We start from the raw sequence: 13,925 nt of genomic DNA on the forward strand, positions 1-13,925 counted from the left end.
CTGCCCCCCGCCACCCATCCCCCCGGGGCCCAGCCGCCCCCATCGGCGACACCCTCCCCACCAGGATCGGGAGACGCCGTGCCGGAGCCGCCCAGCCGGTAGGGTTGCCAGTCGTGACTGTCGAGGTGCTCATCCACCGGCTCGACCCCGAGCTCCCGTTGCCGTCCTACGCCCACCCCGGCGACGCCGGGGCCGATCTGTACGCGGCTGCCGACGTCGACCTGCTCCCGGGGGAGCGGGCCATGGTGGGCACCGGGGTGGCGATCGCGCTGCCGGACGGCTTCGCCGCCTTCGTGCACCCGCGTTCCGGCCTGGCCGCCCGGCACGGCGTCACCCTGGTGAACGCGCCGGGCACGGTGGACGCCGGCTACCGGGGCGAGATCAGGGTCACCCTGCTCAACACCGATACCAAGAACGCCGTGCGGATCCAGCGCGGCGACCGGGTGGCCCAGCTGGTCATCCAGCGGGTGGAGAAGGCCGCCTTCCACGAAGTGACCCGCCTGCCGGGCTCGGCGCGTGGCACGGACGGCTTCGGGTCCACCGGTAGGTAGCAATAAGAAAGGCGTGATCTGGACGGCCACAGCGGTGAGTCTCCTGGTCGGTGACTTGTGGCTGTTCATGGGACGGGTTTCTTATTGAGTAGGCTCAAGCAAGAGGCAAGAGGAGTGTGACGAACGTGTTCCGACGTCGACGCGGCGCTGCCGAGACGGCTGCGGCGGCCCCGCCAGAACAGGACGTGGCGGTCGCGGTCCGCGAGCACGGGCCGTGGGACGCCGGCGACGCCTACCCCGCCACCGAGCGGGTCGACCTGGGCGGCCTGCACCTGCCCATTGGGGCCGGGTTCGAGGTGCAGCTCCAGGTCGCCGGGGACCAGATCATCGGCGCGCTGGTGCTGGTGGAGGAGAGCGCGCTCCAGGTGCACGCGTTCGCCGCGCCCAAGCGCAGCGGCATCTGGGACGAGGTCAGGACCGAGCTGCTCCGCGAGGTGGCCACCGCCGGTGGCACCGCGGAGGAGCGGGAGGGCCCGTTCGGCCCCGAGCTGGCGGCCAAGGTGCCGCAGGGGGGCGAGCCCGCCCAGCCGGTCCGCTACCTGGGCGTGGACGGCCCGCGCTGGTTCCTGCGCGCGGTGCTCAGCGGCCGGGCCGCGGTGGACCCCGCCGCGGCGGCGAGCCTGGAGGCTGTCATCAGGGACATCGTGGTGGTCCGCGGCGAGGAGCCGATGGCCCCCAAGGAGCCCATCCCGCTCCGGCTGCCCGCCGAGGCCCGGCAGGCGATGGCCGAGCCGGAGCCGGAGTACTTCAACCCGTTCGAGCGAGGGCCGGAGATCACCGAAACCCGGTGAAATCCGTCAATGGAAGTCGGAGCCGGACATCGCCTACGCTGGTGCATCATGACGACTCAGGAGTCCCCTAAAAAGGGCGGACTACGCGGCTTCTTCCGGCGGCTGACCGCCGGCCAGGCCGAGCTTGAGGCTGCCGAACTGCGTGAGGATCTCGCCTGCCACGGCGCGACCCCGATCGCGGCGTGTGGTGAGCGGCAACGCTTCCGGGTCGCCGGTACGCTGCGTACCGTGACGCTCCGTCCACGCGGCGGCGCGCCCGCCCTGGAGGCCGAGCTGTACGACGGGTCCGACGTGATCGACCTGGTCTGGCTCGGCCGCCGCAGGATCGCGGGCATCGAGCCGGGCCGCCTGGTCCGGGCCGAGGGCCTGGTCAGCTTCCAGGACGGCCGTAAGGTCATGTTCAACCCGCGGTACGAGTTGCGCCCGGCGAGCTGACCGGCCCCTACCAACGAGAAAACGGTGAACGACGAGTGAGTACCGCCGACGAGGCCCTGCCCACCGCCGCGCCCGGCACCACCGCCGGACCGCCCACCCAGGCGTACGACACGGTGGAGTCGGTGGTCCGGGCACAGCTGGCCAAGGCGTTCGGCGGGCGGCGGGGCACCGTCGAGGCGGCCGTGCCCACGATCGTGTTCACCCTCGCCTGGATCATCACCGAGCAGCTGAAGCTCTCGCTGATCCTGAGCGGCGGCATCGCCGCGGTCCTGCTGCTGCTCCGGATCGTGCAGCGGTCCACCCCGCAGTTCGTGCTCAACAGCCTGTTCGGCATCGGCATCGGCGCCTTCTTCGCGCTGCGCAGCGGCAAGGCCGAGGACGCCTTCCTGCCCGGCATGCTGTGGATCGCCGTGGTCGAGGTGATCATGATCTTCTCGATCCTGGTGCGCTGGCCGTTCATGGGCTTCATGCTCGGCGCCACCAACCCGGACGACCCGCTGGCCTGGCACCGGGACAAGGGCATCGTGAAGCTGTGCGTCAAGGTCTCGTGGATCATGGCTATGCCCGGCCTGATCAAGCTGGCCGTGCAGATCCCGCTCTACTACGCCGGGCAGGTGTTCTGGCTGGGCATCGCCAAGGTGGCGCTGGGCTGGCCGGTCTACCTGGCCGCGCTGGCCACGGTCGGCTGGATCCTGGCCCGCGGGCGCACCGCCATCCAGCCGACGACCACGTAACCCGCCGTTCTCAGTGCGGGGCGAGGAGCTGGCCGAGCTCCTCCTCCACCTCCTGGCTGGCCACGAAGAGCAGTTCGTCGCCGGCCTCCAGCGGGTCGTCGGCGGTCGGCACCAGCACCCGCCCCTCGCGCAGGATCGCCACCAGGGCCGAGTCGGCCGGCCACGGCACCGAGCCGGCCCGCTGGCCGACCACCGGGGCGTCCTCCGGCAGGGTGAGCTCCACCAGGTTGGCCTGGCCCTGCCGGAAGGTCATCAGGCGGACCAGGTCGCCGACGCTGACCGCCTCCTCCACCAGGGCGCTGATCAGGCGCGGGGTGGAGACCGCCACGTCCACGCCCCAGGACTCGTTGAACAGCCACTCGTTCTTGGGGTGGTTGATCCGGGCCACCACCCTGGGCACCCCGTACTCGGTCTTGGCCAGCAGCGAGACGACCAGGTTGACCTTGTCGTCGCCGGAGGCGGCGATCACCACGTGGCAGGCGTTCAGACCGGCCTCGTCCAGCGCGGTGATCTCGCAGGCGTCGGCCAGCAGCCACTCCGCCCGGGGCACACTGTCGATCTTGATGGCCCTGGGGTCGATGTCGATGAGCAGGACCTGATGGCCGTTCTCCAGGAGCTCGGCCGCGATCGACCGCCCGACGGCGCCCGCCCCCGCGATGGTGACGCGCATCATTTCTCCTCTTCGGACGGGGCGCCGGAGAGCACCTTGTTGATCCGGTCCATCTCGTTCTCCGCGGCCGTCAGGTGCAGGATGTCGCCCTCCTGGACCACCGTGTCGTCCTTGGGCACCAGGGCCTCGCCCATCCGGTTGACGAAGGCCACCCTGGCCCCGGTGGCCAGCTCCACCTGGCGGGCCCTGGTTCCGATCCAGGCCGGGTTGTAGGTCACCTCGGCCAGCACCACGGTGCCCGTCGGGTCCCGCCAGAGCGGCTCGGCGCCCTCCGGGAGCACCCGGCGCAGGATCTGGTCGGCGGTCCACCGCACGGTGGCCACGGTCGGGATACCCAGCCGCTGGTAGACCTCGGCGCGGCGGGGGTCGTAGATCCGCGCCACCACGTTGTCCACGCCGAAGGTCTCCCTGGCCACCCGGGCCGAGATGATGTTGGAGTTGTCGCCGCTGCTGACCGCCACGTAGGCCTGGGCGGACTCGATGCCCGCCTCCTCCAGGACGTCCCGGTCGAAGCCGATGCCCGTCACCCGGCGGCCCCGGAAGCCGGAGCGCAGGCGGCGGAAGGCCTGCGGATCCCGGTCGATGATCGCGACCGAGTGTCCGTTGTCTTCCAGGATGTGCGCGAGCGTCGAGCCCACCCGCCCGCACCCCATGATCACGATGTGCATGCTCCCCGCCGGTGTCGAGACGTCTGTGGGGACAGTATGGCGCGACTGAGGCACCGCCGCGTGCGTTGGTCTGTGCGCGGAGGGCTACCATCGTGAGACGTGTCAAAGGTGACGGATCTTACCAAGCGCCTCCTGGTCGGGCGCGCCTTGCGGAGCACCGAGCTGCACGGACAGCTGCTCCCCAAGCGTATCGCGCTGCCCGTCTTCGCCAGTGACGCGCTCTCTTCCGTGGCGTACGCGCCGCAGGAGATCCTCGTCATCCTGTCCATCGCCGGGGTCGCCGCCTACACCTTCAGCCCGTGGGTGGCGGGGGCGGTCATCGTGATCATGCTGACCGTGGTCGCCTCGTATCGGCAGAACGTGCACGCCTACCCCAGTGGGGGCGGCGACTACGAGGTGGCCACCACCAACCTGGGGCCCAACGCGGGGCTCACCGTGGCCAGCGCGCTGCTGGTGGACTACGTGCTGACGGTGGCCGTCTCGGTGGCCAACGGGGTGGACTACGTGGGGGCCGCCATCCCGTTCGTGGGGCAGCACAAGACCGGGCTGGCGATCGTCATCGTGGTGCTGCTCACCATGATGAACCTGCGCGGCATCCGCGAGTCCGGCATCGCCTTCGCCATCCCCACCTACCTGTTCATGGGCGCGGTCCTCTTCATGATCGGCTGGGGCCTGTTCCGGCTGCTGCTGCTGGGCGAGCCGCTGCGCGCCCCCACCTACGGCTTCGACGTGCGGCCCGAGCAGGTGGACCTGGCCGGGTTCGCGATGGCCTTCCTGATCCTGCGGGCCTTCGCCACCGGCTGTGCCGCGCTGACCGGGGTGGAGGCGATCAGCAACGGGGTGCCCGCGTTCAAGAAGCCGAAGAGCAGGAACGCCGCCACCACGCTGCTGATGATGGGGCTGATCGCGGTCACCATGTTCGGCGGCATCATCTACCTGGGGCTGAAGTCCGGGGTCACGGTGGCCGACCCGGCCGTGGCCGCGCGCGACCTGCTGCGGCCCGACGGGACGCCGGTGGGGCCCGGCTACTACCAGGATCCGATCATCTCGCAGGTGGCCTCGGCCGTGTTCGGCCCCGACACCGTGCTGTTCCTGGTGGTCTCCGCGGTGACCGCGCTCATCCTGTTCCTGGCCGCCAACACCGCCTTCAACGGCTTCCCGGTGCTCGGCTCCATCCTGGCCCAGGACCGGTACCTGCCGCGCCAGCTGCACACCCGGGGCGACCGGCTGGCCTTCAGCAACGGCATCGTCATCCTGGCCGCCGGGGCCGGCCTGCTCATCTGGGCCTTCGACGCGGACGTGAGCCGCCTGCTCAACCTGTACATCGTCGGCGTGTTCGTGTCCTTCACCCTCAGCCAGACCGGCATGGTCCGGCACTGGACCCGGCTGCTGCGCACCGAGACCGACCGGGCCAAACGCCTGCACATGCAGCGCTCCCGGGTCATCAACGGCTTCGGCGGGGTGATGACCGGCCTGGTGCTGCTGGTGGTGCTGTTCACCAAGTTCACCCACGGCGCCTACATCGTCTGCATCGCGATGCCGGTGCTCTTCCTGATGATGAAGGGCATCCGGCACCACTACGACTCGGTGGCCGCCGAGCTGGCGGCGCCCGAGGGCGACGGCGACCTGTCCATGCTGCCGGCCCGCAACCACGCCATCGTGCTGGTCTCCAAGGTGCACAAGCCCACATTGCGGGCGCTGTCGTACGCGCGGGCCACCCGGCCGTCCACGCTGGAGGCGGTCAGCGTCGGGGTGGACCAGGAGGAGTCGGCCCGGCTGCGGGAGGAGTGGGACCGGCGGGGCATCCCGGTGCCGCTGAAGATCCTCGACTCGCCGTACCGGGAGATCACCCGGCCGATCCTGGAGTACGTGAAGTCGCTGCGCCGCCGCTCGCCCCGGGACGTGGTGACCGTCTACATCCCGGAGTACGTGGTGGGCCGGTGGTGGGAGCACCTGCTGCACAACCAGAGCGCGCTCCGGCTGAAGGGGCGGCTGCTGTTCAAGCCCGGGGTGATGGTCACCAGCGTGCCCTGGCAGCTGGAGTCGGCCGGCCGTCTCCAGGGCCGTCCCGAGCGGTACGCGCCGGGGCTGGTGCGCCGCCCGTACGGGCCGAGCGACGCCGGGGAAGGGCAAGCCAGTCCTCATATCAAGGCATGATGGGGGGATGCTCGAACTGACGGTGGGGCCGGTCGCGAACGGCGGCTGGTGTGTGGCCCGGCATGACGGCCGGGTGGTCTTCGTCCGGCACGCGCTGCCAGGGGAGCGGGTGCTTGCCGAGGTCACCGAGGAGAACGCCCGGTTCCTGCGCGCGGACGCCGTGGAGATCCTGGAGCCCTCGCCGGACCGGGTGACCCCGCCCTGCCCGTTCAGCGGCCCCGGCCGGTGCGGCGGCTGCGACTGGCAGCACGCCGCGCTGCCCGCCCAGCGCCGCCTGAAGGCCGAGGTGGTGGCCGAACAGCTCCAGCGGCTGGCCGGGATCACCCGGGAGGTCGAGGTGGAGGAGGTGCCGGGCGCCCCCGGCGGTCTCGGCTGGCGCACCCGGGTGCGGTTCGCCGCCGACCGGGACGGCCGCCTGGGCCTGCGCCGCCACCGTTCGCACGACGTGGAGCCCATCGGGAGCTGCCTGATCGCCCATCCGGCCATCGAGGAGCTGCGCGAAGGCGCCGAGGAGTGGCCGGGCGCGGCGGCCGTGGAGTTCATCGCCGCCTCCGGTGGCGAGTGCGCGGCGATCGCCACGCCCAAGCCGCACCGGCACGTCCGGGTCCCCGACCTGGACGTCTCGGTCATGCTGGACGAGGGGCGCCGGGGCACCCGCGTGCTCCAGGGCCGGGGCACGCTCACCGAGCGGGTGGGCGAGCGGGACTTCCGGGTCTCGGCGAGCGGCTTCTGGCAGGTGCACCCGGGCGCGGCGGCCACCCTGCTGGAGGCGGTCATTGACTACGCGCGGCCCAAGCCGGGGGAGTGGGCGCTGGACCTGTACTGCGGGGCCGGTCTGTTCGCCGCCGCGCTGGCCGAGGCGGTGGGCACGTCCGGCGCGGTGCTCGGCATCGAGTCCGAGGCTCCCGCCGTCCAGGACGCCCGGTACAACCTGCGCGACCTTCCGCAGGCCAGGATCGAGCGGGGCAGGGTGGAGGAGGCCCTGGACCGGCTCGGCGTCGACCAGGCCGACCTGGTGGTCTGCGACCCGCCCCGGTCCGGTCTGGGCCGCCCGGTGGTCGGCCGCGTCGCCGCCCTCACCCCGAGCCGGGTGGTGTACGTCTCCTGCGATCCGGCCACACTTTCCCGAGATATCAAGTGGTTCGCCGAATTTGGCTACCGTTTGAGTGATTTGCGGGCTTTCGACCAGTATCCGATGACACACCATGTCGAATGTGTCGCGCTTCTGGTCACAGATTCGTGAAAGTCCGGAAGGTCGCGTACCCCCGTTAGGGATCATCGCCGCAGCTCAGTGGCCTGGTGTTCCAGCATGGTGGTAGACAATGGCTGCATGAACGCACACGAGCGGATGTGGGATCGCGTGGATCGGGCCGCTCGGGCTCGGCGGTGGGGGCGAGAGTCCGAGGGGGTCCGCGAGGAGTTGTACCGGCGGGTGGCGGCGCAGACCGCCGCGACCCGGCGCGCTCCGCTCACCCGTCAGGACGACGAGCGCATCGTGCACCTGATGGGCGAGCTCGATCTCGACCAGGCCACCCTGCACCTGCCCACCATCGTGGGGGAGGCCCGCGAGCGGGGCGCGGTGACCATGCTCCGTGACGATCAGGGAGAGCGGGTGGCCGCCCTGGTGCCCGTGGAGGTGGCGGAGTACATCCTGCGCCTGCGCGCCGAGACCGCCGCGACCGAATTGATCAACTAACCCCGGGTGAGCACCCGGGCGACCTCGTCGGTCGGGGTGGCGCCGCGGACCGAGATCCAGGCCAGCTGGGTGTGGGCCCGGAACCGGGCCAGCCGCCGGGCCTCCGCCAGGCCGAGGTCCTGCGCCGCCACCAGCAGCGGGGTCACCCCCATGTGCCGCCACCCGGCCTGCTCGGTGGTCTCCAGCACCCAGGCCAGCTGCTGGTGGGTGGCCCGGGCGGCCAGCAGTAGCCGGTGGATGTTCCGCGGCGAGCCGGGCTGGAACGGGATCAGCAGGTTGACCGTGCCGATCTCCGCCCCGGCCGCCCGGGTGCGGTGCAGCATCGCCTGGTCGTCGGAGCTCAGCCCGGTGCCCGTGACGGGCAGGGTAAAGGTGATCGTGAGCGGCCGCCCCTGCTGCCTGGCCTCCCGCTGGAGCCGGGCGATGACGGCCGCCCGCCGCGCGGTGACCGCCGGGTCGGCCGAGTCGCGCACCTCGAAGTCCAGGGTGACCGGGCGGTAGGCGGCGATCACCCGCTGGTAGGCGGCGAGCAGCCGGTCCCGGTCGGCGCAGGTGGCGGAGAGTTCGTCGCCGTTGGGCCCGCCGAAGGCCAGCCCCGCGTCCCCGCCGCCCGCGCGCAGCCGCCCCACCTGTGACACCAGCGCCGCCGGTTCCCGCCCGCCCCAGGTGGGCGTGCACCCGTTCCGCCCCGCACTGAGATGCCCCAGCGTGTACGCGGTGACCCCGGTCCGCCGCGCCGTGCCGGGGAGATCGAATCCGGGATCCCGCACCGCGTCCACGAACGCCACGTACCCGGCCGGACTGGTGAGGGGGCTGGCGACCACCACCGCGGGCCGCGCCGTGATGGGCGGCACCGCCACCGCGACCGGCGCCAGCGGCTGGCCGGGCAGCGCCCAGAGCGCGGCGGCGGTCCCGGCGACCAGCGCGGCCGAAGCCAGCACGAGCACGGATCGGGGCGGGGTTCCCGCCGGTCGGGCATGCCGTGCCGTCTCCACTGTCCACCACCCAGCGTCGCCTGTTGACTACATTCCGCACACGGAAGTTGCACCCTAGCAACCCCCGCCCAGGCCGGAGGGCCGATTACCGGGATAATGGCCAGATGAAGTTGAGGATCTTCACCGAGCCGCAGCAGGGCGCCACTTACGACGAGCTGCTGGCCGTCGCCCAGGCCACCGAGCGGCTGGGTTTCGACGCGTTCTTCCGCTCCGACCACCTGCAGCGCATCGGCCCCGGTGATCCAGGCCCCGGCTCCACCGACGCCTGGCTGACGCTGGCCGGGCTGGCCAGGGAGACCTCACGCATCCGGCTGGGCACCCTGGTCACCCCGGCGACCTTCCGGCTGCCCGGGCCGCTGGCGGTCAGCGTCGCCCAGGCCGACCAGATGAGCGGTGGCCGGGTCGAGCTGGGTCTGGGCGTCGGCTGGTTCGAGGCCGAGCACGCCTCCTACGGCATCCCGTTCCCGCCGATCGGGGAGCGTTTCGCGATGCTGGAGGAGCAGCTCGACATCATCACGGGCCTGTGGAGCGCCGACAAGCCGTTCTCCTACCAGGGCACGCACTACCAGGTGAGCGACTCGCCCGCGCTGCCCAAGCCGGTGCAGCGCCCGCTGCCGATCATCATCGGCGGCGCCGGGGCCCGCCGTACGCCCCGGCTGGCGGCCACCTACGCGGCCGAGTACAACGTCCCGTTCCGGAGCCTTGAGGAGACCGGGGCGGCCTTCGACCGGGTCCGGGCGGCCTGCGAGCAGGCCGGGCGGTCGATCGTGCTGTCGGCGGCGCAGACCGTCTGTGTCGGCGCGGACGAGGCCGAGATCGCCCGCCGGGCCGAGGCGATCGGCCAGGGGGTGGCGGAGCTGCGCGCGGGCGGCCTGGCCGGGACCCCCGCCGAGGTGCTGGACCGGATCGGCCGGTTCCGCGAGCTCGGCGCCGAACGCATGTACCTCCAGGTCATGGACCTGCACGACGTCGACCACCTGGAGCTGATCGCCCAGGAGATCCTGCCGCACGTTTAACCGCTCGCCCGATAGATCACCGTACGGCACACTTGCCGGGTGTTGCTCACCATCTCGACCACCGAGCGCCCGGCCACCGATCTGGGATTCCTGTTGCACAAACACCCGGACCGGGTGCAGGAGTTCGACCAGTCCTTCGGCCGGGCCCAGGTCTTCTACCCCGAAGCGGGCGAGGAGCGCTGCACCGCCGCGCTCATGCTCGACGTGGACCCGGTCAGGCTGGTGCGCTCACGCGGGGCCGCCTCGCCCGACTTCTCGCTGAGCCAGTACGTCAACGACCGCCCGTACGCGGCCTCCTCACTGCTGGCGGTGGCCCTGGCCGACGTGTTCCGCACGGCCAGGGCGGGCCGGTGCGCCGCCCGCCCCGAGCTGGCCGCCCGGCCCATCCCCCTGGAGATCTTCCTGCCCGCCCTGCCCTGCACGGGCGGCGCCGACCTGGCCCGGCGCATCTTCGAACCGCTCGGCTGGCAGGTGGCGGCGGCGGCCGTACCGCTGGACGCCGGGTTCCCCGAGTGGGGCGAGTCCCGCTACGTACGGCTCACGCTCCGCGGCCAGGTGCGCCTGGCCGACGCGCTCAACCACCTGTACGTGCTGCTCCCCGTCCTGGACGACGCCAAGCACTACTGGGTGGCCGGGGACGAGGTGGAGAAGCTGCTCCGCGCGGGCACCGGCTGGCTGGCCGCGCACCCCGAGCGGAACCTGATCACCCGCCGGTTCCTCGCCCGCCGCCAGTCCCTGACCCGGGTCGCCTTCGCCCGCCTGGCCGAGGTCGGCGACGACACCGAGGAGACCCTGGAACCCCCCGTCGAGGAGGAGGTCACCGAGCGCGCCGTCCCGCTCAATGTGCTCCGCCGAGAGGCCGTGCTGGCCGCCCTGGACGAACTGGGCACCCGTACTGTGATCGACCTCGGCTGCGGCTCAGGACAGCTGGTCGGCGCGCTGCTGACCCGGCCGGGCCTGCACAAGATCGCCGGCGTGGACGTCTCCCCGCACGCCCTCGCCCTGGCCGCCCGCAGGCTTAAGCTTGACCACATGCCGGAGGCCAGGCGGGCCCGGCTGGAGCTGTTCCAGAGCTCCCTGACCTACACCGACGCCCGCTTCGCCGGATACGAGGCGGCCGTGCTGATGGAGGTGATCGAGCACCTCGACCCGCCCCGGCTGCCCGCCCTGGAACGGGTGGTCTTCGACGCCGCCCGCCCGGAGCACGTGCTGGTCACCACCCCGAACGCCGAGTACAACCCGCGCTACCCGTTCCTGGCCGGCCTGCGCCACCCCGACCACCGCTTCGAGTGGACCCGCGCCGAGTTCCGCGCCTGGGCCGCCGCCGTGGCCGAGAAGTACGGCTACCGCGTCGCCTTCCGCCCGGTCGGCGAGGAGGACCCGGACCTCGGCCCGCCCACCCAGATGGCGATCTTCACCGCGGGAGGACCCGATGCCTGACATCACCGTGCCCGAGCTTTCGCTGGTCGTGCTGGTCGGCATCTCCGGCAGCGGCAAGTCCACCTTCGCCCGCAAGCACTTCCGGCCCAGCCAGATCGTCTCCTCCGACTTCTGCCGCGGCCTGGTCGCCGACGACGAGAACGACCAGGCCGCCACCCCGGACGCCTTCGACCTGCTCCACCACATCGTCGGCGTCCGGCTCCGCCGCGGCCTGCTCACCGTGGTGGACGCCACCAGCGTCCGCTACCAGGACCGCCTGAAGCTGGTCGAGCTGGCCAGGGCGCACGACGTGCTGACCGACGCGATCGTGCTGGACGTCCCCGAGGAGGTGGCGACGGCCCGCAACGCCACCCGCCCGGACCGCGACTTCGGCCCGCACGTCATCCCGCGCCAGCGCAAGGAGCTGCGCCGCTCGCTGAGCAAAATGTCCAGGGACGGCTTCCGCCGCGTGCACGTGCTCCGCGGCGACGAGATCGACCAGGCCACCGTGGGCTTCGAACGCGCCTGGACGGACCGGACCGACCTGACGGGCCCGTTCGACATCATCGGCGACGTGCACGGCTGCGCCGCCGAGCTGGAGACCCTGCTCGACCGGCTCGGCTACGTGGACGGCGTGCACCCGCAGGGCCGGACCGCCGTGTTCGTCGGCGACCTGGTGGACCGCGGCCCGGACACTCCCGGCGTGCTCCGCCGGGTGATGGGCATGGTGGCGGCGGGCGCCGCACTGTGCGTCTGCGGCAACCACGAGCAGAAGCTGGTCCGCGCCCTGGACGGCAGAAAGGTCCGGCTGGCGCACGGCCTGGAGGAGTCGCTCACCCAGCTGGGCGCCGCCGACCCCGCCTTCGTCGCCGCCGCCAAGTCCTTCATGGCCGGCCTGATCAGCCACTACCAGCTGGACGGCGGCAACCTGGTGGTCGCCCACGCCGGTCTCAAGGAGCCCTACCACGGCCGCGCCTCCGGCCGCGTCCGCGCCTTCGCCCTGTACGGCGACACCACCGGCGAGACCGACGAGTACGGCCTGCCCGTGCGTTACCCCTGGGCCGAGGACTACCGGGGCCGCGCCATGGTCGTCTACGGCCACACCCCGACCACCGAGCCGGAGTGGGTCAACAACACCATCTGCCTGGACACCGGCGTGGTCTTCGGTGGCAGCCTGACCGCGCTCCGCTACCCGGAACGCGAGCTGGTCTCGGTCCCCGCCGAGCGGGTCTGGTATGAGCCCTCCCGCCCGCTGGCCGCCCCTCGCCGCCGCGAGCCGGCCGCCCTGGACATCGGCGACGTGCAGGGCAACCGCTTCGTGGAGACCCGGTTCGGCGGCACCGTACGGGTCCGCGAGGAGAACGGCGCCGCCGCGCTGGAGATCATGAGCAGGTTCGCGGTGGACCCGCGCTGGCTGGTCTACCTGCCGCCGACGATGGCCCCGCCGGAGACCTCCCGGCTGGACGGCTACCTGGAGCACCCGGAAGAGGCGTTCGAGGAGTTCGCCCAGGCCGGGGTGGACCGGGTGGTCTGCGAGGAGAAGCACATGGGGTCGCGGGCGATCGCCGTACTGGCCCGCACTCCCGAGGCGGCGGCGCGCAGGTTCGGGGTGACCGACGGGAGCACCGGCATGGTCTACACCCGGACCGGGCGGCCGTTCTTCGACACGCTGACCGGCGAGCTCGTGGACGGCCTGCGCGCGGCGGCCGAACCGCTCTGGGACGAGCTCGGCACCGACTGGGTGGTCCTGGACGGGGAACTGCTGCCCTGGTCGGCCAAGGCCGAGGGGCTGATCCGCGGCCAGTACGCGGCGGTGGGCGCGGCGGCAATGGCGGCGCTCCCGGCCGTGGAGGCGGCCCTGGAGGCGGCGGCCGGGCGTGGTCTGGATGTGGGCTTGGCTTTGGACCGTGCCCGGCGCCGCCGGGAGAACGCTGCCCTGTTCCGGGACGCTTATGCGCGGTACTGCTGGCCGGTTTCCGGGCTGGCCGGGGTGCGCTTCGCGCCGTTCCAGGTGCTGGCGGCGGAAGGGCGGGCCTGGGCCGTACAGGAAGGGCACGACTGGCACCTGCGGGTGCTGAGCCTGCTGGGCGGGCCGCTGGTGACGCCGACCAGGCACGTCTTCGTCACGCTCGACTCGGCGCAGTCGCGGGCGGCGGCCGTGTCCTGGTGGGCCGAGCTCACCGCCGCCGGCGGCGAGGGCATGGTGGTCAAGCCCGTCGCGCCCCCGGACGGGGAGGCGATCGGGCGCCGGGTGCAGCCCGGGGTGAAGGTCCGCGGGCGGGAGTACCTGCGGATCATCTACGGCCCCGACTACACCGAGTCGCTGGACGTGCTGCGGCGGCGCTTCCTCGGCAAGAAGCGCTCGCTGGCGCTGCGCGAGCACGCGCTCGGCCTGGAGGCGCTGGCGCGGTTGGCCGAGGGCGAGCCGCTGTGGCGGGTGCACGAGCCGGTGTTCGCCGTCCTGGCCATGGAATCGGAGCCTGTGGACCCCCGGCTGTGACCAACCTGTGATCATGCGGGTCCGTTTACCCGCCGGTAGACGTCCAAGTGAACGACAAGTTCGGCGCGAGACTCTGCCCGAATCGGGACTAGTATCGGGACAGGCGACAGAGCGTGAGCGTGCGATCACTCATGGGCAAGGCCAGTGGCGGGGGGCAACGCCCCCGGCGACGGAGGTGGCCGCACTTCCGTCACCGGTGGGAGGATGCCGAGCGGATCGGGCGGATCCGGGTGCAACTCTGCGCGATCTGCCACAAGAGCCGGGTGCGCATCGACTGAATGCCGGCCAGGTAT

Annotated in this window: 14 protein-coding genes; 11 read left to right on the forward strand and 3 right to left on the reverse strand. The window is 72.1% G+C overall.

What is annotated here, in order from left to right:
- Positions 1–113 precede the first annotated feature (113 nt).
- From dut to KIP79_RS25820, 4 genes are all read left to right on the forward strand, one after another.
- The gene (gene dut / locus KIP79_RS25805; RefSeq protein WP_214107507.1) at positions 114–551 is read left to right on the forward strand and encodes a dUTP diphosphatase; all 438 of its coding nucleotides are present in this window, start codon (positions 114–116) and stop codon (positions 549–551) included.
- A 125-nt stretch (positions 552–676) separates the two neighbouring features.
- Entirely contained in the window at positions 677–1,342 is a 666-nt protein-coding gene (locus KIP79_RS25810) for a DUF3710 domain-containing protein (RefSeq protein ID WP_214107508.1), read from the forward strand.
- Positions 1,343–1,390: 48 nt separating this feature from the next.
- A complete protein-coding gene (locus KIP79_RS25815; RefSeq protein ID WP_214107509.1) occupies positions 1,391–1,777 on the forward strand; it encodes an OB-fold nucleic acid binding domain-containing protein in 387 nt (128 codons plus the stop codon).
- Positions 1,778–1,812: 35 nt separating this feature from the next.
- On the forward strand, positions 1,813–2,511 hold the full coding sequence (locus KIP79_RS25820) for a DUF3159 domain-containing protein (RefSeq protein WP_308169891.1): 699 nt from the start codon (positions 1,813–1,815) through the stop codon (positions 2,509–2,511).
- A gap of 10 nt (positions 2,512–2,521) precedes the next feature.
- On the opposite strand, the gene KIP79_RS25825 is transcribed toward KIP79_RS25820, so the two are convergent.
- Positions 2,522–3,181 carry a potassium channel family protein gene (locus KIP79_RS25825; RefSeq protein WP_214107594.1) on the reverse strand — a complete coding sequence of 220 codons (660 nt, stop codon included), beginning with the start codon at positions 3,179–3,181 and terminating at the stop codon, positions 2,522–2,524.
- Positions 3,181–3,849, reverse strand: coding sequence for a potassium channel family protein (locus KIP79_RS25830; protein ID WP_214107510.1), 669 nt, complete (start codon positions 3,847–3,849; stop codon positions 3,181–3,183). Before KIP79_RS25830 ends, KIP79_RS25825 begins: the two co-directional genes overlap by 1 nt.
- Before the next feature lie 99 nt (positions 3,850–3,948).
- On the opposite strand from KIP79_RS25830, the gene KIP79_RS25835 reads away from it, so the two are divergent.
- From KIP79_RS25835 to KIP79_RS25845, 3 genes are all read left to right on the forward strand, one after another.
- Positions 3,949–6,006, forward strand: coding sequence for an APC family permease (locus KIP79_RS25835; protein WP_214107511.1), 2,058 nt, complete (start codon positions 3,949–3,951; stop codon positions 6,004–6,006).
- A 7-nt stretch (positions 6,007–6,013) separates the two neighbouring features.
- Positions 6,014–7,249 (forward strand): class I SAM-dependent RNA methyltransferase, encoded by a 1,236-nt coding sequence (locus KIP79_RS25840; RefSeq protein ID WP_214107512.1) that lies wholly within the window; start codon positions 6,014–6,016, stop codon positions 7,247–7,249.
- Between the two features lie 87 nt (positions 7,250–7,336).
- Positions 7,337–7,702: a hypothetical protein gene (locus KIP79_RS25845; protein WP_214107513.1), complete on the forward strand. Its 366-nt coding sequence runs from the start codon at positions 7,337–7,339 to the stop codon at positions 7,700–7,702.
- On the opposite strand, the gene KIP79_RS25850 is transcribed toward KIP79_RS25845, so the two are convergent.
- Positions 7,699–8,649 (reverse strand): glycoside hydrolase family 18 protein, encoded by a 951-nt coding sequence (locus KIP79_RS25850; protein ID WP_214107514.1) that lies wholly within the window; start codon positions 8,647–8,649, stop codon positions 7,699–7,701. The genes KIP79_RS25845 and KIP79_RS25850 overlap by 4 nt on opposite strands.
- Before the next feature lie 152 nt (positions 8,650–8,801).
- Between KIP79_RS25850 and KIP79_RS25855 the strand changes: the two genes are divergently transcribed.
- The 4 genes from KIP79_RS25855 to KIP79_RS25870 all read left to right on the forward strand — a co-directional run bounded on the left by KIP79_RS25855 (position 8,802) and on the right by KIP79_RS25870 (position 13,910).
- The gene (locus tag KIP79_RS25855) at positions 8,802–9,713 is read left to right on the forward strand and encodes an LLM class F420-dependent oxidoreductase (RefSeq protein WP_214107515.1); all 912 of its coding nucleotides are present in this window, start codon (positions 8,802–8,804) and stop codon (positions 9,711–9,713) included.
- Positions 9,714–9,752: 39 nt separating this feature from the next.
- Complete coding sequence (locus KIP79_RS25860; RefSeq protein WP_214107516.1) at positions 9,753–11,153, forward strand: 3' terminal RNA ribose 2'-O-methyltransferase Hen1; 1,401 nt, start codon at positions 9,753–9,755, stop codon at positions 11,151–11,153.
- Positions 11,146–13,632 (forward strand): polynucleotide kinase-phosphatase, encoded by a 2,487-nt coding sequence (locus KIP79_RS25865; protein ID WP_214107517.1) that lies wholly within the window; start codon positions 11,146–11,148, stop codon positions 13,630–13,632. The genes KIP79_RS25860 and KIP79_RS25865 overlap by 8 nt, the downstream gene beginning before the upstream one ends.
- Positions 13,633–13,745: 113 nt before the next feature.
- Positions 13,746–13,910, forward strand: a complete 165-nt coding sequence (locus tag KIP79_RS25870; RefSeq protein WP_214107518.1) for a hypothetical protein — start codon at positions 13,746–13,748, stop codon at positions 13,908–13,910.
- The last annotated feature ends 15 nt before the right edge of the window (positions 13,911–13,925 follow it).

The sequence above is a fragment of the Acrocarpospora catenulata genome (assembly GCF_018476525.1).
Classification (GTDB): Bacteria; Actinomycetota; Actinomycetes; order Streptosporangiales; family Streptosporangiaceae; genus Acrocarpospora; species Acrocarpospora catenulata.

What these genes read in the sequence shown, in the direction of transcription:
- KIP79_RS25815 (WP_214107509.1), top strand. Translation starts at nt 1,391, where the DNA reads ATGACGACTCAGGAGTCCCCTAAAAAGGGCGGACTACGCGGCTTCTTC.
- KIP79_RS25825 (WP_214107594.1), bottom strand. Translation starts at nt 3,181, where the DNA reads ATGCGCGTCACCATCGCGGGGGCGGGCGCCGTCGGGCGGTCGATCGCG.
- KIP79_RS25830 (WP_214107510.1), bottom strand. Translation starts at nt 3,849, where the DNA reads ATGCACATCGTGATCATGGGGTGCGGGCGGGTGGGCTCGACGCTCGCG.
- KIP79_RS25840 (WP_214107512.1), top strand. Translation starts at nt 6,014, where the DNA reads ATGCTCGAACTGACGGTGGGGCCGGTCGCGAACGGCGGCTGGTGTGTG.
- KIP79_RS25845 (WP_214107513.1), top strand. Translation starts at nt 7,337, where the DNA reads ATGAACGCACACGAGCGGATGTGGGATCGCGTGGATCGGGCCGCTCGG.
- KIP79_RS25855 (WP_214107515.1), top strand. Translation starts at nt 8,802, where the DNA reads ATGAAGTTGAGGATCTTCACCGAGCCGCAGCAGGGCGCCACTTACGAC.
- KIP79_RS25865 (WP_214107517.1), top strand. Translation starts at nt 11,146, where the DNA reads ATGCCTGACATCACCGTGCCCGAGCTTTCGCTGGTCGTGCTGGTCGGC.